At 46.6% G+C, this 24,453-nt stretch carries 15 protein-coding genes and 1 tRNA gene; 11 read left to right on the plus strand and 5 right to left on the minus strand.

The features are described 5' to 3' along the window. The first annotated feature begins 68 nt into the window (after positions 1 to 68). From AC5ZC7_RS25355 to AC5ZC7_RS25365, 3 genes are read left to right on the plus strand one after another with little or no spacing between them, the layout of a single operon-like run. A complete protein-coding gene (locus tag AC5ZC7_RS25355; protein WP_496158268.1) occupies positions 69 to 3,443 on the plus strand; it encodes a SusC/RagA family TonB-linked outer membrane protein in 3,375 nt (1,124 codons plus the stop codon). A 15-nt stretch (positions 3,444 to 3,458) separates the two neighbouring features. Continuing rightward, positions 3,459 to 5,042, plus strand: a complete 1,584-nt coding sequence (locus AC5ZC7_RS25360) for a SusD/RagB family nutrient-binding outer membrane lipoprotein (RefSeq protein WP_496158267.1) — start codon at positions 3,459 to 3,461, stop codon at positions 5,040 to 5,042. Positions 5,043 to 5,060: 18 nt separating this feature from the next. After that, a complete protein-coding gene (locus tag AC5ZC7_RS25365) occupies positions 5,061 to 5,954 on the plus strand; it encodes a glycerophosphodiester phosphodiesterase family protein (RefSeq protein ID WP_496158266.1) in 894 nt (297 codons plus the stop codon). A gap of 76 nt (positions 5,955 to 6,030) precedes the next feature. Here the strand turns inward: AC5ZC7_RS25365 and AC5ZC7_RS25370 are convergent, their stop codons facing one another. From AC5ZC7_RS25370 to AC5ZC7_RS25385, 4 genes are all read right to left on the minus strand, one after another. Then, complete coding sequence (locus AC5ZC7_RS25370; protein ID WP_496158265.1) at positions 6,031 to 6,651, minus strand: hypothetical protein; 621 nt, start codon at positions 6,649 to 6,651, stop codon at positions 6,031 to 6,033. Next, entirely contained in the window at positions 6,641 to 7,144 is a 504-nt protein-coding gene (locus tag AC5ZC7_RS25375) for a sigma-70 family RNA polymerase sigma factor (RefSeq protein ID WP_496158264.1), read from the minus strand. Before AC5ZC7_RS25375 ends, AC5ZC7_RS25370 begins: the two co-directional genes overlap by 11 nt. Before the next feature lie 12 nt (positions 7,145 to 7,156). Further along, the gene (locus AC5ZC7_RS25380; RefSeq protein WP_496158263.1) at positions 7,157 to 8,026 is read right to left on the minus strand and encodes a TraB/GumN family protein; all 870 of its coding nucleotides are present in this window, start codon (positions 8,024 to 8,026) and stop codon (positions 7,157 to 7,159) included. Positions 8,027 to 8,176: 150 nt separating this feature from the next. Then, the gene (locus tag AC5ZC7_RS25385) at positions 8,177 to 9,121 is read right to left on the minus strand and encodes a suppressor of fused domain protein (protein ID WP_511911609.1); all 945 of its coding nucleotides are present in this window, start codon (positions 9,119 to 9,121) and stop codon (positions 8,177 to 8,179) included. A 266-nt stretch (positions 9,122 to 9,387) separates the two neighbouring features. Between AC5ZC7_RS25385 and AC5ZC7_RS25390 the strand changes: the two genes are divergently transcribed. The 8 genes from AC5ZC7_RS25390 (at position 9,388) to AC5ZC7_RS25425 (ending at position 21,844) form a co-directional block, all read left to right on the plus strand. Further along, entirely contained in the window at positions 9,388 to 10,158 is a 771-nt protein-coding gene (locus AC5ZC7_RS25390; protein ID WP_496158262.1) for an NIPSNAP family protein, read from the plus strand. Positions 10,159 to 10,372: 214 nt separating this feature from the next. Next, complete coding sequence (locus tag AC5ZC7_RS25395; RefSeq protein ID WP_496158261.1) at positions 10,373 to 11,296, plus strand: family 2A encapsulin nanocompartment shell protein; 924 nt, start codon at positions 10,373 to 10,375, stop codon at positions 11,294 to 11,296. Then, positions 11,283 to 12,932, plus strand: coding sequence for a family 2A encapsulin nanocompartment cargo protein cysteine desulfurase (locus AC5ZC7_RS25400; protein ID WP_496158260.1), 1,650 nt, complete (start codon positions 11,283 to 11,285; stop codon positions 12,930 to 12,932). The genes AC5ZC7_RS25395 and AC5ZC7_RS25400 overlap by 14 nt, the downstream gene beginning before the upstream one ends. Before the next feature lie 268 nt (positions 12,933 to 13,200). Beyond that, a tRNA-Met gene (locus tag AC5ZC7_RS25405) sits at positions 13,201 to 13,272 on the plus strand. Between the two features lie 140 nt (positions 13,273 to 13,412). Then, positions 13,413 to 13,847, plus strand: a complete 435-nt coding sequence (yiaA, locus tag AC5ZC7_RS25410) for an inner membrane protein YiaA (protein WP_496158259.1) — start codon at positions 13,413 to 13,415, stop codon at positions 13,845 to 13,847. Positions 13,848 to 14,031: 184 nt separating this feature from the next. Further along, on the plus strand, positions 14,032 to 16,377 hold the full coding sequence (locus AC5ZC7_RS25415) for a TonB-dependent siderophore receptor (protein WP_496158258.1): 2,346 nt from the start codon (positions 14,032 to 14,034) through the stop codon (positions 16,375 to 16,377). A gap of 839 nt (positions 16,378 to 17,216) precedes the next feature. Then, a complete protein-coding gene (locus AC5ZC7_RS25420) occupies positions 17,217 to 20,192 on the plus strand; it encodes a SusC/RagA family TonB-linked outer membrane protein (RefSeq protein WP_496158257.1) in 2,976 nt (991 codons plus the stop codon). A 20-nt stretch (positions 20,193 to 20,212) separates the two neighbouring features. After that, on the plus strand, positions 20,213 to 21,844 hold the full coding sequence (locus AC5ZC7_RS25425; RefSeq protein ID WP_496158256.1) for a RagB/SusD family nutrient uptake outer membrane protein: 1,632 nt from the start codon (positions 20,213 to 20,215) through the stop codon (positions 21,842 to 21,844). A gap of 107 nt (positions 21,845 to 21,951) precedes the next feature. Here AC5ZC7_RS25425 and AC5ZC7_RS25430 read toward each other — a convergent pair whose 3' ends face one another. Further along, the gene (locus AC5ZC7_RS25430) at positions 21,952 to 24,417 is read right to left on the minus strand and encodes an outer membrane protein assembly factor BamB family protein (protein ID WP_496158255.1); all 2,466 of its coding nucleotides are present in this window, start codon (positions 24,415 to 24,417) and stop codon (positions 21,952 to 21,954) included. Between the last annotated feature and the right edge of the window lie 36 nt (positions 24,418 to 24,453).

Raw genomic sequence — 24,453 nt, forward strand, 5'->3', positions numbered from 1 at the left:
ATTACCAATGCAGGAAACGCCTGCGTATGGGCATTCTATGCGTATTCACTAACATCACTTTAAATTTTATGCATTTCAAAAGCAAACTACGCCGGGAAAAAACCGGATTACTTACCTGCCTGTTTTTATTGCTGTTTGGACAAGTGGCCTTGTCGCAGGAGAAACTGGCAGAACTCACCGGTACTGTTATGAGTGAAAAAGGTGAAACACTACCAGGTGTAAGTGTTACCGCCACCGACTCACATACTCACCAGCATTTTTCTACCGTTACAGACGGCACTGGTATTTTCCTCTTCAAAAAATTAATACCCGGCAATAAATATGATCTGAACTTTACTTTCATGGGCTATCTGCCCGGCAATTATAAAGGCTTTGAAGTAAACGCCGCTACCAACAACCTGCTGATGCGCCTGCAGGAAGATACCAAAGCGCTGAGCGAAGTAGTGGTAACCGCCCTCGGTGTTAAAAAAGAAATTAAAAAAATCGGTTATGCCGTACAGGAAGTAAAAGGTGCTGACCTGGTAAAAGCCAGGGATGCCAATCCTGTTACAGGCCTTACTGGTAAAGTAGCCGGCCTCTCTGTCGCCGCCAACGCAGAAATGCTGGGTACTCCTTCCCTCGTAATGAGAGGCAACCAGATTACCCTGTTCGTAGTAGATGGAGTGCCCATCAGCTCCGATACCTGGAACATTAGTCCAGACGACATTGAAAGCTATAGCGTACTGAAAGGACCTGCAGCCGCAGCGCTGTATGGCAGCCGTGCACAATATGGCGCCATCCTGATTACCACCAAAAAAGCTGGTAATAAAAAAGGGATGAGCGTAGAATTCAATTCTACCAACTCCATCGATAAAGGCTTTATCGCTATGCCGCATACCCAGCACGAATATGGTGGTGGTATGTATGGACAGTATGCTTATGCAGATGGGTTTGGCAGTGGTGTACAGGATGCGCAGTACCAGCTCTGGGGACCCAAGTTCCGCGGACAACTGCTACCACAATACGATGGTGAATATGATCCCAACCAAACCTATACTACCATCTTCGGCGACCTGAAATACAACGGACATATCAAGCCAACACCTTATGTAAACCGTGGCTATGTCAATGGAAAAAGCAACCTGGAAAGATTCCTGAAACCCGGCTTCCAGTCTACCAACAACCTCTCATTATCCGCTACCGGCGATAAATACGCCCTGCGCTTTTCCGTATCACAGTCGCACCAAACCGGCATTGTTCCTAATACCGGCGTAGACGTAGCCAACTTCAACACCACCGCTACCTATAAAATCACACCACGACTGACCTTCAACTCAGACGTGAACTTCAGCAGAACCTACACCCCTAATATTCCTGATGTAACCTACGGCCCTAACAGCCTTATCTATAACCTTTCCGTATGGACCGGCGATGAATGGAATGTAGATGCACCGGATATCCGCGGCAAATGGCAGCCAGGACAAAAAGATGTAAAAATTGTGTTCCCGGAGCACGTACACTACAACAATCCCTGGATGATGGTGGAAGACTGGCTGAGAGGACATTACAAAACAGATATTAACGGCTATTTATCCCTGAACTATAAACTGAACGATCACCTGGATGTCACCGGACGTACACAGGTGAGCACTTACAGCCTGTTCCGCTCCGAAAAAATGCCATGGGGTGCTTATACATATGCCAGAACCCTGGGCCAGGGCGACTACCGCGAAGATCGCCGCAATATGTTCGAGAACAACACGGATGTACAGCTGAACTACAACTATAAAATAAATCACCTGATCAGTGTTTCCGGCTTGGCGGGCGCCAGTTTAAGGTCGTTTACCTACAACTCTAATTTCACTTCTACCGATTACCTGGTAGTGCCTACGGTGTATAACTTCAGTAACTCGCTCAACACCCTGATGACGAATAACTTTAGTTCAGACATGCGGGTACTCAGCGCGTATGCTTCTATGGATGCGTCTTTCGGGAGATATGCTACGCTGTCAGCTACCGGAAGAGTCGATAAGTCATCGGCCCTGCCCAAAGGCAGTAATGTGTATTTCTATCCAAGCGTATCGCTGGCTTCTGTGATATCTGATTATGTAAACCTGCCATCGGTGATCTCCTTCCTGAAAGTGCGTGGCTCCTTTGCTACCGTACACGGAGATGCAACGGCTACTTACATCGGCGCCACTCCTTACAACGTATGGAGCCAGCTGAATGGTTCTACTGCCAATAGCTTAAATACCAACTTCTCCCAGTATGGTAACAACTATTTAAGCCCTTATGGTGGTCCGGATTATTCGTTGCAATCCGCGTTCTCTACAGCTAAAAAATATAACAACGTTACCGCTGCATTTTCTACCAACAGCATCTTTGATCCGAATATCAAAACATTTAACCGCGTAAACTTTGAAGAAGGGTTTGATGTAAAAGTGCTGAAAAACAGGCTGGGACTGAGCGCTACTGCTTTCCAATATATTGATGGTCCACAGATTTTGCCGAATCCTATTTCTCCGTCTACCGGGTACACTACTTATTACATCAATGCCCTCAAGACAAAGAAAACAGGTTATGAATTGTCGCTGACCGGCACCGCGGTGAAAGCCAGGAACTTCAGCTGGGATGTGCTGGTGAACTGGTCAACCTTCAAAGAAGTATATAACGAATTGCCTCCCGGACAAACCAACTACAACACCTACTTCCAGAAAGGCGACAGAACCGACAAATTATATTCTACCGGTTTCGTAAAAACCCAGGATGGTAAGATCGTGTATGACGCTGGTGGTAAGCCATTGAAAAATCCTTATCCGCAATTTCTGGGATACATGAATGCAGACTACATGTGGTCTTTCAGCAACAACTTCCGTTACAAAGATTTCAACTTCAGCTTCCAGTTTGATGGTAGTGTAGGTGGTGTAATCAGCAACCGTCTTTACTCCCTCACCATGCAGGGCGGCGCTAACATCGCCACTGTAGAGGGTGCTATCGGTAAATCCAGGCTGGATGACGATGCCAATGCCGGTGTAGGATCTTACAAAGGTACTTATGTAGGCGATGGTGTACAGGTATCTAACGGTGTGCCTATCAAGTATGATAACTATGGTAACATCACCAACTATAAAGACCTGCAATTTGCAACCAACAAATCTACCAGTACCGTACAAAGCTGGGCTACCCAATACTACGGACAAATACAGGAAGGCATGCTCACCAGCAAAACTTACGCGAAGCTGAGAGAAGTAGTGATTGGTTATAACCTGCCACAGCAATGGTTGAGCCGTACTTTCATCAGCCGCTTAACATTGTCCCTGGTAGGCAGAAACCTGCTTTACTTCTATAAAGACAACAAATACAAGGGTATTGACGTGGAACAATATAACACCGCTACCGCTTCTTCCGGCTTGCAAACGCCTACCACCCGCAGATTCGGCTTTAACGTTAATGTCTTATTCTAAACCATGTATCATTTTATGAAATCAGTACTTAAAAATATATTCGTTGCCGGTACCGTATTACTGCTGACCGGAAGCTGCAAAAAAAGCTTTGATGAGCTTTATGTGAATAAAAACAAACCACTATCTGTACCTGCCTCTCTCCTGTTTAATGGCATCCTCAGCAGCATGATAGATGCGCCAGGCGGGCAAATGGACAGAACCAACCAGTTTCAGCTACAGAACAACTCCTACTTTGGAAATAACCAGTACCTGTTTGGAGCCGGCGACAACCTTTATGCTACCTTAACCAATGTGATGAACATGGAAAGCCAGGCAAAAGTGTTTGGCGCCAAAGATCAGAATCCCTATCGCGCCATGGGTAAGTTTTTCCGGGCTTATCTCTTTTCCCGGATGAGCCTTCAAATGGGTGATATTCCCATGTCGGAAGCACTGAATGGACTGAATAACCTGAAGCCCAAATACGACCCGCAGAAACAGGTTTTCAAACAGGCGTTGCTTTGGCTGGACAGCGCCAATACAGACCTGACGCAGTTAATCAGCAATAATGATCAGTCTTTGTCTGGTGATATGTACTTCTCCAATAACCTGAAAAACTGGCAAAAGGTGGTAAACACTTTCCGTCTCAGGTTACTGATTCATCTCAGTAAGAAAGCGGCCGGTGAAGCAGATCTCAATATACCCGGACAATTTGCCGATATTGTGAATAACCCGGCAAAGTATCCTGTTATGGAAGGTCCCGCAGACAACCTGCAATATATCTGGCTCAACCCTACCAACAAATATCCCATGAACCGGGAAACATTTGCGGATGGTGCGTTGAACAATATTTCTGCTACCTACGTGAGCTTATTAACCACGCTGAAAGATCCGCGTGTATTTATTACCGCTGATCCGGCGCCTGGTATTGTGGCGGCAGGCACCAATCCCGGCACCTTTGCGGCCTTCCAGGGCGGCGATCCGGGACTGGACATGGGTGTACTGGCCAGCCAGAATGGTGGCGGAAAAATAGGCTATGTAAACAGGTATCGCTACTTCCTCGGCTATACCGGCGAACCTACACCAATCATCGGTTATACCGAGATGTGCTTTAATATTGCAGAAGCTATCAACAGGGGTTGGCTGGCCGCGGGCCCTAAAGGAGACGCAGAAGCCTATTACCAGGCGGGTATCAAAGCGTCACTGGCTTTCTACAACATCCCACTGAAAGGCATCATCACTGCTTATTCCCTGCCTCCGGGTGCTAAGTTAACCGATCCTAATCCTTTTGTGGCTACGCCGGTAAGTGTAGATTACGACACCTACTATGCGCAATCCACCGTGAAATATGCCGGTAACAATGCAGCGGGTCTTACCGAAATCCTGCAACAAAAATACCTGGCATTCTTCCTCAACAGTGGATTAGAGCCTTACTATAACTGGCGTCGTACAGGCGTCCCCGTATTTACCACGGGCGTAGGTACCGGTAACAACGGTAAAATAGCGATCCGTTATAAATATCCTACGGCAGAACAGTCTGCCAACACAGACAACTACAACGCTGCTATTGCCCAATACAACAATGTAGATGATATCAATGGGCAAATGTGGTTATTGAAATAATATTAAAAACACGCTGATATGAACCGTATAATATTCTCTTTTTGTGGTGTGCTGCTCTGTGGCGGCGCTTTTGCACAACAGTCTATTGATGTGCAGGCGCACCGGGGAGGTATGGCGCTGATGCCGGAAAACACCATTCCTGCCATGCTCAATGCCGTGAAACTGGGTGCCAGAACCCTGGAACTGGATTGCATCATCACGGCCGATAATAAAGTAGCCGTATCCCACGATGCGTATATGTCTGCCGAATTTATGCGCAAACCAGACGGATCTGATGTTACCAAAGCAGAAGAGAAAAGCCTGGCGCTGTATAAGATGACATACGACAGCATCCAAAAATATGATGCCGGTACCAAACCTCATCCCCGCTTTCCGCAGCAAGCGAAAATGATGGTGCATAAGCCGTTATTATCTGCGCTCATTGATAGCGTGGAGGCCTATGTAAAAGCGCATCACCTGAAACCGGTGTACTACAATATGGAAACTAAAAGTTCTCCTGATGGCGATGGTACTTACAATCCGGCGCCCAAAGAATTTGTAGCGTTACTGATGCAGGTGATTAAAGAGAAGAAGATTACTAACAGGGTCATCATCCAATCTTTTGATGTACGCACGTTACAGGTATTACACCAAACTTTTCCTAAACAAAAAACAGCTTTGCTAATTGGTAATAAAGATAGTTTTAGCGCCAACCTGGAAAAGCTGGGATTTACACCGGATATCTACAGTCCATATTACCTGCTGGTAAACGCTGACCTGGTAAAAGAAGCACACGCTAAAAAAGTAGCCGTGCTACCATGGACCGTAGATGAAGAAAGTGATTTCAAAAAATTAATAGCCGATGGCGTAGATGGTATCATTACCAATGCACCGGATAAGCTGATCAAAGTAGCAGGCAGCTACCAGCGTTAGAAGAGCGTAAAGCAGAAAGCAAAAAGCTATTATAGCTATAATAGCTATAATAGCTTTTTGCTTTCTGCTTTACGCTTTACGCTTCTTTAAACTCGTCCAACACTTTCTTTAATTGTTTCAGGTATTTTCCATAATATAATTTCACCCAAAGGCTCACAGATAGCATCATCAACAACACGGCAATCAGGAAAAAGGTCACCAATGCTATCGCCACTCCCTGATGCGTCTGAGCCGCCTGCCACATCAGCTTCATCTTCTCATCTGACCGGCTCGCCATACGTAATCCCACTCCCATCAATGTCAGCGGAATTAATGTATAGGCAAATGATTTATACATTTCAATATTCAATTTTCCTTCATAATACAGTTCGTATAAATGGTCTTTTGAAGAAAGCGTGTTTGTATTAAGGCGTTTATAAAAAATATGAAATTTGGAAAAATAATAAATAGAAATAGTGATCGCTACAAAATATATCACATAGAAAGGGACAACCGCCAACGGGCCTACATAGCCTAACTTCGGCGCCAAACCTATTATCATTAAACTAATCAACTGTATATAAAATTCCAGCTGCATCCTTTTGCGAAGTTTTTCTATGGGTAACGCGAGCGTTTTCAACTGATCTACACGTTCAGGTACGGATGCTCCTTCTCCTTCATCACTGTTCCACATAGATTTTATATCATCAAAATTCATAGCCTTGTTGTTTAATGAGTACTTTTAATTTGTCTTTGGCCCTGCTGAGTTTTATTCTTGCATTACCTTCCGATATTCCCAGGTTGTCTCCTATTTCTTTATGCGAATAATTTTCCAGATGCAGGAACACCAATGCTTTTTCTAATCTTTCCAGTTTTTGTACGGCCTTGTAAAAGTGTGCCAGTTGCAGTTCTTTGGTAGCGGTAACACTTTCTTCCATCGCTATATCCTCCGGTATGATATCCGTTACCGGCATTTTCTTTTTTTCTTTTTTGAAGAATACCAGCGCAGTATTCAGTGCCACCCGGTACATCCAGGTAGAAAATTGGCTTTGTTGCTGAAAAGAGTCGAAAGATTTCCACAATTGATAAATGATCTCCTGTGTTAAGTCCTGCTGATCATCTTCTGCATCCATGTACATTTTGGAAATTTTATGGATGATTCCTTTGTAAGTGGCTATCAAATCCAGAAATTCCTTTTCCTTGCTTTTCAAAACAGGAGGGCTTTAGTTCATAACGGGCTTAACGGAATATCCTTTTGCTTTCAACAATGCAATCACACCACCAGGGCCGGGGAGATGGCCTGCGCCTACGGCAAAGAAGCAGCTTTCTTGCTGCATCATGCCCGGCATCTTTTCTGCCCAGTTGCTATTTCTTATCTGCAACATGTACTTCATGGTATTTTCATCCATTAAATCGGGTGCAGTCATTAATTGATATAAGCCGTTAATATCTTCTGCTTTATAACGTGCCACCAATTTGGAAGTTCCTTCCACAGCGCTGTCAAAATCTTTCACTTGTGCTACAATCTGAGAGTCTGTAAAGGCTTTATTCAGGAGTCGCATTTGTGCTACCACCTCTTCCATATTGTCTCTATGCATATTCCGTTCTGTGGCCATTTTATTGAACGTCATTTCATAGGATTTGGGGGTGGCACAAGGGAATGTTTTAACGGCCACCAGCGACATTACCATGGATAGTTTGTAGTTATCAAATGCTTTTAAAGGCACGCCACATTTCAACTGTAAAACAGAGTCAACAGCAGCATAATCAGTGGCCGACAACTTTTTGCTCAATGGCACGTCTGACGCCATTTCTGCTCTTATTTCGCTGGCAATATTAGGGTTAAAGACATCTGCTTCCAGTACTAATTCAGACGTTTTATTGAATGCTTTTGTCACCTTGTCGGCGATCTTAAAATCGTTTTCGCAGATCATGTGAATGGTACCGTAGAGATAAGAAGGCTGCTTCAGGCCGTTGCCGCTCACTTCCCACAAGAGGGAGTTTTCCTTGGAGGGCGTTTGTGCGGCTACGTTACTGGCAGCTAAACCGGTGAAGGCTACAATGGCGGCGATATTTCGAAGGGTCTTTTTCATATGCTTTTAAGTTTCTTTTCATCATTAGTAGGTGACGAAATCATTTCGTTACAGATTTTCATCACTTTTTTTAAAAAATTCGGGAAACCATCTGCGGATAAGGAAAAGGCCCCGCTAAGTGCAGGGCCTTCTGTATCAAAAGTATTATTTTTATTCAAAAGGCAATTCCGCCCGTTTGGTCACGATATGATTCAACTGGTGGTGAATCATTTTTTCCAGCAAATCGTACCCGGCGTTAGGCCGGAAGTGGGCAAATTCCCGCTCCAGTTTGGTAATAGGTGCTAACCAGTAGAGATTTACTTTATCACCATATACTTCCGGCAGCGGAATAGCAGGACCATTATATAAAGCTGTAGATACTACTACACTCTCATAAGGTTTGGGAAGTTCTTCCGAGCTAATGGTATGGCCCTCTCCCAGCCAGGTAATCTGTTTCCAGGGACGATCAGCCAGGCCAGACATAAAGCCGGCCATGGCCATAATTTCCTTGTCAGTGTAATCAGCTTTGCTGATGGCCATTGCCAATTCCATACGGCGGAAACCAGGCGACCGGTCGTTATACAGCAGTTCCACCCACGGCATTGGCCGTATACTCACCCCCATGGTGAGCAGGTACACTACTTCGTCTTTCTCAAACTTACCCAGGGCCATCGGCGGCCATTGCCCACCATCTATGGCGTAGTATTGCTGAATAGGACCATATACGGCCTCATAGGCCTTTATATATTGATCCTGTAAGATGCCCCACGCCTGGGAAGCCTCATCAGCCCACTCCTGCCAAAAGGCCTCGGCCTGATCTACCCTTTCGTACAGCACGTTAACACCCCGTTTGCCCAATGGCATCAGCCGGTCGGTATCGCCTGCGCCGATGCAATCCGCTGCATAGGCCACCGCATGTTCTTCATTATATAAGCTCCAGCCGGGAATAACGCCCAGAATTTCTCCATCGTATAGTACTGCAGCGCCATCTCCTTCTTCCATCCATACAATACTGATCCGCTCTTTTTCCAAAGGCTCTTTTCCCTGCGGGTGATTACAGTAATCTGCCTGCAGCATAGGCGCCATTCCTTCTTTCATGGCCGCCGTATCTCTCATTTCCGGCGCCGCTTTCAGGTTACGTAACCAGCAGGGACGCGGATTATATTTAGATTGCAATAATTCTGATGGATACAGGTAAAAGTAGGCTACCCTGTCGTCCTGTTCTACCACGGCATATAACGTTCCTCGGTTATTAGGCTGGTCTATTAGCATTACCGGTTCTGACATAACTACATTTTTAATATTAGTCAAAAGTAATACATTCAAACAGGACTATAAATCCCGATTTATTTGCTGTATTTTGTTGGGTATACAAATATTTTATGATGAGAAATTCCACTTTGTTTCTGGCACTCCTCCTGCTATGTCCGGTAACCCTGTCTGCCAAAGCGCGACAATTTTACCAGATAAAAATTTATCATCTGAAAACAACGGCCCAGGAAACGGTGGTAGACAACTACCTCGAAAAAGCCTACCTGCCTGCTTTACACCGGGCGGGTATTAAACAGGCCGGCGTATTTAAACCGGTGGTTACGGATACCGCAGACATCAGGATCTATGTATTGATTCCTTACCAATCGCTGGAACAATTTACCCAACTGAACCAAACACTACAAGCCGATAAAACATTACAGGCTAACGGCGCCGAATATACGGATGCACCCTGGAATAATATACCGTATGCCCGTATTGAATCTATCCTGTTACAGGCTTTTCCCGGCATGCCTGTACTGGAAGCCCCTTCCCTGCAATCGCCTAAAAGCGAACGGGTATACGAATTACGCAGCTACGAAAGCCCTTCTGAAAAATACCATGTGAATAAAGTAAAGATGTTTAATGACGGCGATGAAATTGGTATTTTCAAAAACCTGCACTTTAACGCCGTTTTCTATGCGTCTGTAATTTCCGGTCCGCGCATGCCCAACCTCATGTATATGACCACCTTCAACAATAAAGAAGACCGGGATGCACACTGGAAAGCCTTTGGCGCGGATCCAAAATGGAAAAGCCTGTCGGCGCTGGAAGAATACGCCCATAACGTGTCTAAATCCGAGATCACTTTCCTGCGTCCTACCAACTACTCAGATCTGTAAATATTTTTAACCCCCATCAGGCGACTACCCGGCAGCGGGTGGTCGCCCAACGCCCGCCTATCCCCATAATCACGAACTATTAACGTGGAATTTCCGTTAAAATGCCTTAATTTAAGGTTCACTATACCCACCAGCAGGATAAAAAATGAGCCACCACACATTTTGCATCCTGTTTCCAAAACTTCATTTCTAAAATTTCAAAAACTGACTTCCCATGGCAGATGAAATTCAACACAAGGTTCAGACAGCACTCGGCGACGTGGCCGCAAGACAATTGGCGATCGCCACCCGTACAGTGCCGCAGATGTCTACCATCACCCCACGCTGGCTTACCCGGCTAATGAGCTGGATACCTGTAGAATCAGGCGTATACCGGCTCAACAAAGTAAAAGACGAAAGCAATGTAACCGTAGATTGTTCCGGCAGGGATGAACGGGAATTACCACAAACCTTTGTGGATTACATCGACAACCCCAGGGAGTATAACCTCAGTGCAGTAAATACCGTACTGGATGTACATACCCGCGTGTCAGACCTCTACAGCAAGCCGTACAACCAGATCAGCGAACAGTTGCGACTGATCATTGAAACGATCAAGGAAAGGCAGGAAAGCGAATTAATTAACAACAAAGAGTATGGTCTGCTGCACAGCGTAGTGGCTTCGCAGCGTATTAAAACCCGCACTGGTGCACCTACGCCAGATGACCTGGACGAACTGATCACCAAAGTATGGAAAGAACCAGGCTTCTTTTTATTGCACCCGCTCACCATTGCCGCCTTTGGCCGGGAATGTACCCGCAGGGGTGTACCACCACCCACCGTTTCCCTGTTCGGCTCACAATTCATTACCTGGCGCGGCATTCCGCTGATCCCGTCAGATAAAGTGCCGATAGAAAAGGGTAAATCTAAAATCATCTTATTACGTACCGGTGAAGCCAGACAAGGCGTAGTAGGGCTTTACCAGCCTAATTTACCCGGCGAACAGTCTCCCGGACTATCGGTGCGCTTCATGGGCATTAACCACCAGGCCATTGCTTCTTACCTGGTTTCCCTTTACTGCTCCCTGGCAGTATTGGTAGATGATGCCATTGCGGTATTAGATGATGTAGAAATAGGCAAGTACCATGAATACAAATAATTTTCATACCGATGGACTCCCGGATATCGCCGCATTGGAAAAGCTGGCCAACCAACTGTTTTCTTCGCTGCAATCCGGTAATGAGTCCCTGCCACCGGCATATGCGGCGCCCGTCCAGGACCCGCTGTTGCAACAAGGCAGCGTGAGCGATGTTACACAGGCGCCCACCAGTTTACCGGATCCCCACTTTTCCGGTAATGGCGGCATCCCGGCTTCTGTAGCCGGCAGCGGCATTTCTCCGTCGGCCCTGCAACAACAGCAACAGCCCGCGGCCTACGATTCCCCTTTTGAAAAGGAATTGCAGCGCGCCCTGCAAAGTATCCCGGCATCGTCGTATACCGCGCAATTGCCGTTATCGACTACCTCTTATTACTTTTTGCCGGAGCAACCTGCGGGAATTACCGGTGCTACGCCCCCCTCGTTGGATATCAACCGGGTACGGGCCGACTTCCCCATTCTGCAGGAACACGTGAACGGACGCCGGCTGATATGGCTGGATAATGCAGCCACTACACAAAAGCCCAGATCCGTTATTGACCGGATCAGCAGCTTTTATGAACACGAAAATTCCAACATCCACCGGGCAGCGCACGAACTGGCGGCAAGAGCTACGGATGCCTACGAAGGCGCCCGCGAAAAAGTAAGGGCCTTTCTCAACGCCGCCTCCGTGAACGAAATTATTTTTGTTCGCGGCGCCACAGAAGCCATCAACCTCGTCGCCAAAAGCTGGGGCGAACAATTCCTGCAAGCCGGCGACGAAATTATTCTCAGCCACCTGGAACATCACGCCAATATTGTACCCTGGCAACAGCTGGCCAACAAAAAAGGACTGCTGATTAAAGTGATCCCGGTAGACGACGACGGACAAATTATACTGGCAGAATACCAAAAGCTGCTCAGTGCTAAAACAAAGCTGGTATCGTTTACACAAGTATCCAATGCACTCGGCACGGTAACACCGGCGCAACAAATCGTGGACCTCGCCCACCAGGCAGGCGCCAAAGTACTGGTAGACGGCGCGCAGGCGGTATCGCATATGCGGGCGGATGTACAACGGCTTAACTGCGACTGGTATGTATTTTCCGGGCATAAGGTGTTTGGTCCCACCGGTATCGGCGTATTGTATGGCAAGGAAGCATTGCTCAATGAAACAGCACCCTGGCAAGGCGGCGGCAATATGATCAAAGATGTTACTTTCGAACATACCCAGTATCATGCAGCGCCCGGCCGCTTTGAAGCCGGCACCGGAAACATTGCCGATGCAGTAGGACTGGGGGCCGCCATTGATTACGTAAATCATATAGGCATTGATGTTATATATCAATATGAACATTACCTGCTCACATACGCCACCCAGTTATTAAAAGATGTGCCAGGACTACGTTTAATAGGTACTGCACCGGACAAAACCAGTGTATTGTCTTTTGTTTTTAAAGACTTCACCACCGAGCAGGTGGGCGCAGCCCTTAACCAGGAAGGCATTGCAGTGCGGTCCGGCCACCATTGTGCACAACCTATTTTACGCAGGTTTGGCGTAGAAAGTACAGTAAGGCCGTCACTCGCTTTTTACAATACCTGCGCCGATATTGACACGCTGGTAAATACTTTATTGCGATTACGCAGAAGCCGGATTTAAATATTTTAGTAAGATGATGGAATGATAAATTGCCTGATTTGCAGCAAACCCATTGTCATTTCATCATCTTACAAAAAATATTTTTCAGGTATCGTTCATTAAAAATCAGCCAACTAAAAACCTACACAACACAGCACCACAAAGGATTACAAGCCACACACCCAAGAGCATAAAAAAACATAATCTGCTGAAATGCAGTGCTGTGCACAGAAAAAAGCGCATTTAAATTTTGCAGTTTGAATTAATTACCTACATTTGCACTCCACATTGCGAGGTAGAGCAGAGGTAGCTCGTCGGGCTCATAACCCGAAGGTCAGTGGTTCGAATCCGCTCCTCGCTACAAAAAGTAAAAGTCCTGGACTATCGTTCAGGACTTTTTTTTATCCAAATAAATAGTATTATTACAGCAGGCCTTCAATATGCTGATAGCAATTTTGTTAGCCATTAACCTAATCCCATTATTAAAATTTAATTCATTCAATGAAACAAAAACCTTCCATGGCATTTGTTGCCGCCTCCTGGGTAGCAGTATTTGCAGGTGTTCTGGGCTTCATTATTGGTCTTTGGAACGCCAACACCATGCAACTAAACGAGAAGGGTTACTACTTCACCGTATTAATGTATGGTCTCTTCTCCGCTGTATCTGTACAAAAATGTGTACGCGACAGAATTGAAGGCATCCCCGTTACCGACATCTACTACGCACTTAGCTGGGTATCTATGCTACTCACCATCGTATTGCTGACAGTAGGATTATGGAATGCTACACTGGCGCCCAGCGAAAAAGGGTTCTATGCATTTGCATTTTTGCTCAGCGTTTTTGGCGCTATCACGGTACAAAAAAATACCCGCGACAGCCAGGCTGCCAAAGGCGATATCCCTGTTGCCAAAGAAAATGTTTCTTCCAACTTTTAATGATTCTCCACCGCGCCACTTTACGGCGCGGTTATTTTTCTCCCCCCTCCCCCTCCTTTTTCCGGAATACATAAATACTTTTCCTGATCCGTCTTATTCCACGATACCCCGCCCACTAATTTTGCTCCGCAACTAAAATGTATCCGTTCTCTTCCCAATGAGAACACAAATCTTTTACCTCTCAATGAAACACATATTCTTGCTCACCTTCAGTTTGATGGTGACTGTCAGTACTATTGCACAAAACAATACAGGCGCCATCAAAGGCACTGTTACAACCTCCGATGGCATGGCAGCTCCCGGCGTATCTGTACAATTAAAAAACAGGAATAAAGGCGCTGTCAGCAGTAACAAAGGCGCTTTTGAATTCGGGAAGTTAGCACCGGGCGACTACCAGGTACAGGTATCGCTGATAGGCTATAAAACCAGTCAGCAAAACGTTACCGTAGTTTCCGGCCATGTCACTACCGCCAATATTACACTGGCTGCCTCCGATGCACAACTGCGCGAAATTGTTGTTTCGTTCAGGCAACAACGTTACCAGGTAAATGCCGTATCTCCTACGTTGCGGCTCACCACACCATTACTGCAAACACCACAAAACATACAGGTAGTGACGGCTAAATTGCTGGCCGATCAACAGGTGTTCGACATGCTGGAAGGCGTAACCCGTAATGTAAGCGGCGTTACAAAGCTGGAGCACTGGGACAATTATGCCCTCATCAATATGCGCGGCTCACAGGTAACCGCTTTCCGCAATGGCATGAATGTAAAAATGCCCTGGGGACCACTCGCAGAAGATATGAGCATGGTGGAACGCATTGAATTTGTAAAAGGTCCCGCAGGATTCATGATGGGCAACGGAGATCCCAGCGGATTCTACAATGTAGTGACCAAAAAACCTACCGGCGTTAATAAAGGAGAAGCCACCCTCACCGCAGGCAGCTTCGACACGTATCGCGCTACCATCGACCTGGACGGCAAGCTGGAAAAAACCGGCAAGTTATTATACCGCCTCAATGTAATGGGGCTACTTAAACGTTCTCACCGCCATTTTGATTACAATAACCGCTACAGTGTTGCGCCGGTACTGATGTATAAATTCAACGAGCGCACCTCCATTACTGCTGAATACAATTACCAGTTTTCCAGGATGGCTATGGTGGGCGCCAACTATGTGTTTTCGCCCAATGGTTACGCAGACCTGCCGCGTAGTTTTACTACCGCAGAAAAAAATTTCCCTCCTACCAATATCAATGATCACAGCGTGTTCCTGAATTTCCAGCACCAATTCAATCCCAAATGGAAATTTACAACCCAACTGGGATACATGAACTTCACGCAGATTGGTAGCTCCATGTGGCCGGATTCCTTACACGCCAACGGAGATATGTACCGCAGCGTAGGCATGTGGGATGCGCACGGAGAGAACTATATCGGGCAGGCTTACGTAACCGGCGATGTCCTTACCGGCAACATACAACATAAAATATTGAGTGGTATTGACCTGGGACATAAAAAATACCTCGCTGTTTTTGCCCAGCCATTTAAACTGAATAGTCCGAACGGACCTTTTAATATCTACCACCCCGTATATGGAGAAACACCCGCACCGCAATTCGACCGGTCAGTACCATTGAAAGACAGAGCCGGCAGTCCGGATGATCAGCGCTATATCAGTTACTACCTGCAGGACGAAATACATATGTTTAATGACATAGCCCGTTTGACGCTGGCGGCCAGGTATACCACTGCTACCTATAATGATACCACCAAAAGCAGCAAGCTCACTCCACGTATAGGCGTCAGCGTATCTATAGCTAAACAAACCTCTGTGTATGCTTTATATGACCAGGCATTTGAACCACAGGCAGGAAAGATATATCCTAACATTGTTCCAAAGCCGCTGCTGGGTGTAAATACAGAGGCCGGCATCAAAAGAGACTGGTTTCAGGGCCGGTGGAATTCCACCCTCGCCGTATATCGTATCCTGCGGAAAAATCAATTGGTAGCAGATAATGATACGCATGGAGAAGGCATAGCCAACTACTCCCTGCAAATAGGAGAAAGCGAAACAAAAGGAGTGGAACTCGATATACATGGAGAAATAGCCCGGGGCTTAAACCTCACGCTCAACTACGCATATACCGATTCAAAAATCACCAAAGACACGGCGGGTTCCAAAAAAGTGGGAGAAGCCGTACCCGGATTTGCGAAGCATAACACCAACGGATGGTTATCTTACCGCTTTGAGAAAGGTGCTTTAAAGGGAGTAGGTATTGGTGCAGGTTACCAGTACCAGCTGGGCCGCTCTACCTGGAACTGGGGTGGAGCGCATCAACTGCCCCTGCCCGATTACTTCCGGATGGATGGCAGTATTTCCTGGCAAAACAGCAAATATTCCGTGGCACTGAATGTCAATAACCTGCTGAATGCTTACCTGTATTCCGGTGCGCCATATGATACTTATTACTATTGGCAGGCAGAGCCAGGTACTAATTTCCGGATATCTGCCGGTATTAAATTCTAATCTATCCTTTCAATTCCCTGAACATATACTCGTGAACAAAGCCTCCTGCCCACTGTGCGGGAGGCTTTTGTTTTGTAACAGACTATCCTCTATTTGCCGATCGTCGTCCTTTAACCATATGGAAAACAAGTACCCTGGCGTCACTAGCGTATGGCTTATCTCTTTTTGGCCCCCACCTTATCATAAAGGGAACACAGCGGATGCTGAATAATATCCGTGAAATGTACGCTACCAAATAGTTTCCACTCCTGCGCCACTTACAAAGTGATAACGTATGTTTTCATACAGCGAAAAAAATGTTAAAAATGATTTCATTTAATACAAATAAGTATTACTTTTATTCCCGAAGAAGAGAGAAAGTGTCTACGTTTATCGAAACTTGTTATTAATGTTCAGATTCTCCGGAATCTTTTTTTGGAAACCATTGCTAAATCGATTTTTTATGAGATGAAGCCTATCATCATTAAAAAGTCGTTGTAGGAAAAAACCTGCGTGTATGAAAGAAATTATTAAGCTAAACCTTGTTATTCCGGGCGTTTGCCGGTAATGTTTTTATTATAACTTGTTATTCTAATTGTTAGCTAAATCGATATTCTACTGAACAAACAGTACTGTAAGTATCGGATGTATTTTGCTTATGCTATATTATTAGGGAAACCATTGCCAACCTGACCGGAAGCCAGGTAACATCTCCATGGGGAGACATTTTTCTATTTTTTAAAACCACTTAAATCGCAGCTGAATTTTAAACGTAATGTCCTGTAGTTGTACTGCTAAATCGATTTTATAAATGCTGACGATTACAGGTCTTTCTTATTAACCAATATCAATAAATGTATATGCACAAACGATCCACGTTTTGGGCACGGACAAGTATTGCCAGTACTTTCCTGTTGCTTATCTCGCTATTCGCCTTTTCACAAGGCAAAACAATATCCGGCAAAGTGACGGATGCCAACGATAAATCGCCCATACCAGGTGTATCTGTACAGATAAAAAACACCAACACCGGCACCATCACCAAAGCAGACGGGTCTTTCAGCCTGCAGGCGCCGGAAAACAGTATCCTGGTATTTTCGTTTATCGGGTACCAGCAACAAGAAGTACCCGCTGGCAGCGGCGCTCCACTACAAGTAAAACTCGCTGCCGGTGTGAAGTCGCTGCAAGACATTGTAGTAGTAGGATATGGTACACAAAAAAGAAATGAAGTGACCACCTCCGTAGCTACCGTTAAAGCGGAAAATTTCAACCAGGGCGGCTCACGTTCTCCTATGGACCTGATCCAGGGTAAAGTGGCCGGCCTGTCTGTTACCAGGACGCAGGGCAACAACCCCAACAGCGGCGCCTCCATACAAATCAGGGGAATCAGCTCCCTGTCGGGCGACAAAAACCCATTGATCGTTATTGATGGCATTCCCGGTGGTAACCTCGACCTGCTGCAACAGGACGATATTGCTACCTTCGATGTACTGAAAGATGGTTCCGCCGCCGCTATTTATGGTACCCGCGGTAATAACGGTGTTATCCTTATCACCACTAAAAAAGGAAAGGCCGGAGAACCACAATACACCTACTCCACCTACCTCCAACGCGAAGCCGTAGCCAAAAGACCCAGCATACTCAGCGCTGCCGAATATGCTAAAATACCCGGCGCCGACAACAAAGGCGGAGATGTGGATATGTATGACCTGCTGCTCGACAAACACAACCTGAGTCATTACCACAACTTCGCAGCCTCCGGAGGAACCGTCAACAGCAACTATCGTGCATCGCTTTACTACAACGACGCCAACGGTATTGCACTGCAAAACGGACGTAAACAATATGGCGGCCGCGTAAACGTAAATCAAACAGGGTTACAGGGATTACTCACCATGCAGTTTAACCTGGCCGGCAACTTCAACAAAGCTAACCTGAATGGTGGCAACAGCGGTGGTGGCGATAACAAAGCAGGCAACGCCGGCGCCGACTTTGAACAAGCCGTGCAACGCAATCCCACCGCTCCCATCTACGGCCCTGATGGTAAATTCATTGAAACCAATGGCTATAATAACTACAACCCATTGGCCCGCCTGCAACAGGAACTCTACGACCGGGATCAGAAAACTTATTCGGGAGATGCACGTATAACGCTTGAGCCTATACGTAATTTAAAACTGTCGGCCTTCGGCGCTATTGTACGCGATGAATACAATGACCGCCAATATAAGCTCAAAAACTCGCGCTCTTCTGTGCAGGACTACAAAGGCGGGGGATATGCCTACAAAGCCAATTCCGCAGCCATGGATAAAACTTTTGAAGCCACCGCTGACTATACCCGGACGATCCATTCCGACCACACCATCAATGTACTCGGCGGCTACAGCTATCAATACAGCACCCTGGAAAAATACTCCATGGATAACAACGGCTTCCTCACAGATGCCTTCCAGGACTGGAATATCTCTGCCGGTAATGCGTTGAATGATCAAACATTACCTCGTCCCAAACAAAGCAGCAACAAAATAGATAATACTCTGATCGCCTTCTTTGGCAGAATCAATTATAACTATAAAGAGAAATACATGCTGCAGGCTATCCTGCGCCATGAAGGCTCTTCCCGCTTCGGCGCCAACTACAAATGGGGGAACTTTCCCGCCGTTTCCGCCGGATGGGTGATTTCAAAAGAAGCATTCCTGCAGGATATCACCGTAATCAATAACCTGAAATTACGTGCAGGCTATGGCGTTACCGGTAACCAGGGTATCCCCAGCTATCAGTCCATCATCACCCTCGGTACTGGCGGTCCATACGTTCAATACGGACAATGGATACAAACTTATGGTCCTAACAAAAATCCTAACCCGGATCTGAGGTGGGAGAAAAAGAAAGAGTTTAACGTAGGGGTAGATTTCTCCCTGCTGAAAAACAGGTTAGGCGGTTCCATAGATGTATACAGCCGCAAAACGCAGGACCTGTTGTTCAACTACACCGCGCAGCTGCCATCCAACATCCTGGATAACATCTTTACCAACGTAGGCGCCATCTCCAATAATGGGGTGGAAGTAGTTATCAACGCAGTACCGGTAAAAATGAAAGATTTTACCTGGAACAGTGATCTCACCTTCAATTCCCAACGGAACAAAATGGTGTCTTTCTCTAACCAGATCTTTAAAACTACAGAACAATACTATGGAGATCTGCCTTCTCCGGGTAACCTGGGCTCTGCTATCCGCGTAGTAGAAGGCGGTCCGCTGGGCACCTTCTTCGGTTATCGCTATGCAGGCCTGACCGAAGCCGGCAAGTGGCAGTTCTACAAAAAAGATGGTAGCATCGGTACTATTGAAACCATGAACCCGGACGACAAAGCCGTGATAGGAAACGGTATTCCCAAATACATGGCTTCCTGGAATAACACCTTCCGTTATAAAAACTTCGACCTGAGTATTTTCTTCCGGGGCAAATTTGGTTTCGATATCCTGAACCTGCAGGATATGTATTTCGGTAACAAAAAGTGGACGCCGAATAACATGCTCACTTCTGCCATCGGTAAAAATGCCAAACTGGATGCGGATCCACAGTTCTCCGACTACTACCTGGAAAACGGCAACTTCGTGAAACTCGATAACATCACCCTCGGCTATAACTTCCGGCTGCACACCAAATATATCCGCAACCTGCGGGTATATGCCAGCGGACGTAACATCGCCACCTTCACCAAATACACCGGTCTGGATCCTGAATTACAAGATACGGCCCTGGATTCCGGCATCGATGGCAGAGGATTTTATCCACGTACCCGCTCTTATACTATTGGCCTGAACCTCGGATTCTAAAAGCAGCAAAATTGTAATGTATGAAAAAAAGTAAAGTATATATCAGCGCAGCCTTGCTGGCACTCGGTATGAGCGCCTGCACCAAGCTCGATGAAAAACCATACAGCGAAATTATCTCCGATCAGTTTTATAACAACCGGCAGGAAGTAATGTCTGCCGTACTCCGCCCCTTCACCCATGCCGGCGCCTGGGCAGCACCTACCGGCCAAACCGGCTACTGGCGTCTGCAGGAACTCTCCGCCGACCAGCTGGCATGGCCGCAGAAAGGGCGTCATGGCTATGATGGCGGTAACTGGATACGCCTGCATTACCATACCTGGATCGCCAATGAAGACAATGCCTGGAATCCATGGCGGCTCATGTTCTGGGGAATGGGCTTCTGTAACAATACCATCAAAGACCTTACGCCGCTGGACTTTACCAAAATAGGTATGACGGAGGCAGAAAAAACAACCCTGCTCGCAGAAACCAAAGTACTGCGTGCCTGGCATTACCTGAAACTGATGGACCTCTATGGAAACATTCCCATTGTGACAGAAGTCGCCAACTCCGCCTCTCCTGCCACCAAATCTCGCAAAGAAGTATTTGCGTTCGTGGAAAAGGAAATCAAAGACAATATGGATGCCCTCCAACCCTTATCACCTGCCATGGTGGGCCGCGCTACCAAAGCAGCCGCCTATGCCATGCTGGTTGAATTATACCTCAATGCACAGGAATGGACCGGCACCCCACGCTGGGATGATTGCATCACTTACTGCAACAAAATTATTGCCGGTGAAGGCGGCTCCCTTAGTGGTACCATACCGGCTCTGGAACCGGATATTTTCCGCGCATTTGCCAACAACAACAGCAGTTCCCCGGAAGACCTGTTCCAGCTGACTTATGACCTGAGAGCCGGCAACTCCCGCTTCGGATGGCAGGGTGATTTCTGGCACTACCGGCAACGCCAGATCTACAACGCAGATGTAGACGGCAACAACTGCATTGTAGTCATTCCTACTGCCTACGACGCTTTCAAAGACAATGATCTCCGCAAACAAAACTGGATGCTCATCGGTCCACAGAAAAAAGATCCGGCCCTGCGCACCAGCGTGGGCGACAGCCTCGTATTGGGCACAGAAGAATACTCAGATAAGCCACTCGTTTTTGTAAAAGAGATCCGTAAAAACAAGGCGGGTGAAACTGGCCCCGGTGGCATGACACAGGGAGAAGAAAACAGCGGCGCACGTTTCGCTAAATACCTGCCTGGCAAACAAAGTGATCCCAACTACTGGGGCAACGACTTTGTATTATACCGCCTCACAGAAATCTATTTCAACAAAGCAGAAGCGATTATGCGCAAAGCCGGCGGTACTGCTTCCCAGGAAGCCGTTGACCTAGTCAATACCTGCAAAAAACGGGCTTTTAAGGCGCAGGACTGGCCAAATGAAGCTTATACAGCGTCCAGCCTCACCATGGACGAATTACTCGCCGAAAGAGGCCGGGAATTCATTTTTGAGGGCAAGCGCCGCACGGATCTGATCCGCTTTGGTAAATTCACCACTGCTTCCTGGTGGGATCACCAGCCATCAGCCGATAAGTACAAGCTATTCCCGATTCCATTCAAACAAACGAGTATCAATCCTAACCTGGTACAAAATCCGGGCTACTGATAAACAACACTGAATAGTTGTGGTAAACGGCAATTATTCAATTGGCGGAAGAACAAGAAAGGCCCACCCTAAAAGCGGGGGGCCTTCTCTTTTATATAAAAAGTTAACTATAAAGTAAACGCATTCACATTCCCTGAAAAATCTGCTACATACAGCAATCCGTTACAGATCGCCATTTCAGCAAATACGGGAGCGCCTGTACGAAAACGGGATAACGGCTTACCTGTTTTCAGATCTGCCACATATACATACCCGTCTGACGCACCTATGTATACACGATTACCGGCACACAACGGCGTAGATTCAATAGTAGCGGAAGAGGGCTGTGTATACGGCGCCGTATAAAACAGCGCTTCGCCTGGCACAAAACGCCATACCAGTTGCTTAGTCTGTTTATCATACACCGCCAAACCATTGGTAGCGGTAGAAACCAGTATACACTGATCTGTTACCACCGGGGCCGTCATTGTTTTCAGCGCATCTTCCGTTGGAATACTGTCTACCGTCCGGCCATTTGCCGGATCAATGACATGCAGCTTATTCAGCCCGTGCACGTACAGTTTACCACCATAAAAGGCCGGTGTACCACTACGGAAGCGAATTCCCTCATCACTGCGCTTCCAGCGCAATTTACCGGTATGAAGGTCGTGTGCAAACAGGTGATTCCAGTTGGAAGAAGTCACCAGGCAATCGCCCTGTACCGCCATCGCCGCAGGGGTTCCTTCTCCCCCACTCCAATCCTGGTTGGTCCACTTTACAGCGCCGGTAGAAATATCCAGTGCCTGCATATATTTCCCCGCGCCGGTATAATATACCCCGTCTTGTATAACGCCACCGGAATTGTAAGAAGCTAAACTTTTCATATTGCCGGCATGTTGCCAGCGCAGCTTACCTGTGGCGGCATCCAGCGCATAGGTGATACCTTCTGCATCAGTAGCCAGTAACAGGTGATCAGCGTAGCTGATGCTATGTTTTATGGAATTTTTAGTAGCAAACTGCCATACTATTTTGCCCGTACGGGCATCCAGGGCAGTAATACCACTGTGATGATTACCTTCGTCATCGAGGGTGCCCACAAATATTTTGCCTTCGGCATATATGGGAGATGACTTCCAGATATTGCCACCAATATTGGCAGACCATAACAGGTGCAACCCTTTACTATTATTGCTTACACCCGGCACTACACCTATGCGCTGTGCATTCTGTAATACTTCGGGCCACAAGGGTCCGGTAATGGCCGGTACTTTTGTTTTTTCCAGGGAGAAGGTATCTCTTCTGAATAAAATATGACCTGTACTGGTAGTGGCTTCTACCGTGGAAGTATATACGTTATTAAACCAGGCCGCCGGAACAGAAGTGGTAGCAGCCCAGTTCCAATCCGTGCGGGGATGCAGGGTTAGCTGTTTCAGTAATTGTCCCTGCTTATTATACAAACTGAACAATACATGCCGGATGTTGGCGGCCGTATGATATGCATTTACACTTACCAACAGCTTGTCGCCCTCAAATGCCACTCCCGTAGCGGCCGGCGATACCTGCGTGATTTGATTATCCACGTAGGTATAACGTCTTTCTACAGATGAAATCCCCTTTTTATTAACACCTATCACATCAAAATTGCTGGCAGAATTATCAATCCCTCCATCGGCGGCTGGCGCAGAACAAAGTGAACGGATGCCGGTGTTACCATGCTGTTTGGCAAAGTTAATATGCCAGTGCCCATAGATCCAGGCTTTCAGGTGGTGATCGTTCAGGTTGATACTGTCTTTATCCGTGCGGATGGTAAACAGGGTATCGTATGTGAGCAGGTCGTGGTTAAAAATGATCACTGGTTTAGCCGGGTCGGTAGCCGCCAGGTCATTCTTTATCCATTGCAATACGTCGTCTGCGGTGTAGGAGGGCGCATAATCGCCATACCACATCGGCGTTACAATAAAGTGTGCCGGTCCTGCTTCGAACGAATAAAACACCGGTCCAAATAACGACTCATACAACGCTTCTCCATAGGGTCCTTTCACCAGGTCGTGATTACCGATGCAATAGTATACAGGTAATCCCATGGTAGCGGTGTTCACCTGCTTTGCATGAAACTTCATGCCGTCTTCATAACAAATATCACCGGTATGCACTATGAAATCTGCCTGTTCATTCTTTGCATAATCTTTGGCTTCGGTGATCCAGTTATTATACATCGTGGTTTCTGTATCGGTTAACCGTACAAACTTTGCCGCGGCAGGAGATGCCGACTTTACCGGCATCAGGGCAAAATCATAAGTGATTTTGCTACTATCTGCCTTGATATAAAAGGATTTGGTAAACCGGTAACCGGCGGGTGTGGTAATAAACACAAACCGCGTTTGCTGTTGTGCCGGCAATTGAAATTTACCTGCTACATCCGTTACGGTAACGGCTACACCGTTAGATACCTTTACACCAGCCATCCCGTTTTCTCCGGCATCGCAAACATTGTTGCCATTGCTATCTATAAATACTTTCCCGGAAAAACCCTGAGCCATCGCTGCCTGCGTACATAACAGCAACAACGCTGTTCGCATGATACTTTTATACATCTCCATTGTTTTTTGCCATGTCTGGATATAAATAGC

This window comes from Chitinophaga sp. 9-1-y (genome assembly GCF_059511905.2).

Excerpts from the sequence above, each read along its gene's own strand:
- AC5ZC7_RS25355 (WP_496158268.1), top strand. The coding sequence starts at position 69 with ATGCATTTCAAAAGCAAACTACGCCGGGAAAAAACCGGATTACTTACC.
- AC5ZC7_RS25360 (WP_496158267.1), top strand. The coding sequence starts at position 3,459 with ATGAAATCAGTACTTAAAAATATATTCGTTGCCGGTACCGTATTACTG.
- AC5ZC7_RS25365 (WP_496158266.1), top strand. The coding sequence starts at position 5,061 with ATGAACCGTATAATATTCTCTTTTTGTGGTGTGCTGCTCTGTGGCGGC.
- AC5ZC7_RS25370 (WP_496158265.1), bottom strand. The coding sequence starts at position 6,651 with ATGAATTTTGATGATATAAAATCTATGTGGAACAGTGATGAAGGAGAA.
- AC5ZC7_RS25380 (WP_496158263.1), bottom strand. The coding sequence starts at position 8,026 with ATGAAAAAGACCCTTCGAAATATCGCCGCCATTGTAGCCTTCACCGGT.
- AC5ZC7_RS25385 (WP_511911609.1), bottom strand. The coding sequence starts at position 9,121 with ATGAGAGATACGGCGGCCATGAAAGAAGGAATGGCGCCTATGCTGCAG.
- AC5ZC7_RS25390 (WP_496158262.1), top strand. The coding sequence starts at position 9,388 with ATGATGAGAAATTCCACTTTGTTTCTGGCACTCCTCCTGCTATGTCCG.
- AC5ZC7_RS25395 (WP_496158261.1), top strand. The coding sequence starts at position 10,373 with ATGGCAGATGAAATTCAACACAAGGTTCAGACAGCACTCGGCGACGTG.
- AC5ZC7_RS25400 (WP_496158260.1), top strand. The coding sequence starts at position 11,283 with ATGAATACAAATAATTTTCATACCGATGGACTCCCGGATATCGCCGCA.
- yiaA (WP_496158259.1), top strand. The coding sequence starts at position 13,413 with ATGAAACAAAAACCTTCCATGGCATTTGTTGCCGCCTCCTGGGTAGCA.
- AC5ZC7_RS25415 (WP_496158258.1), top strand. The coding sequence starts at position 14,032 with ATGAAACACATATTCTTGCTCACCTTCAGTTTGATGGTGACTGTCAGT.
- AC5ZC7_RS25420 (WP_496158257.1), top strand. The coding sequence starts at position 17,217 with ATGCACAAACGATCCACGTTTTGGGCACGGACAAGTATTGCCAGTACT.
- AC5ZC7_RS25425 (WP_496158256.1), top strand. The coding sequence starts at position 20,213 with ATGAAAAAAAGTAAAGTATATATCAGCGCAGCCTTGCTGGCACTCGGT.
- AC5ZC7_RS25430 (WP_496158255.1), bottom strand. The coding sequence starts at position 24,417 with ATGTATAAAAGTATCATGCGAACAGCGTTGTTGCTGTTATGTACGCAG.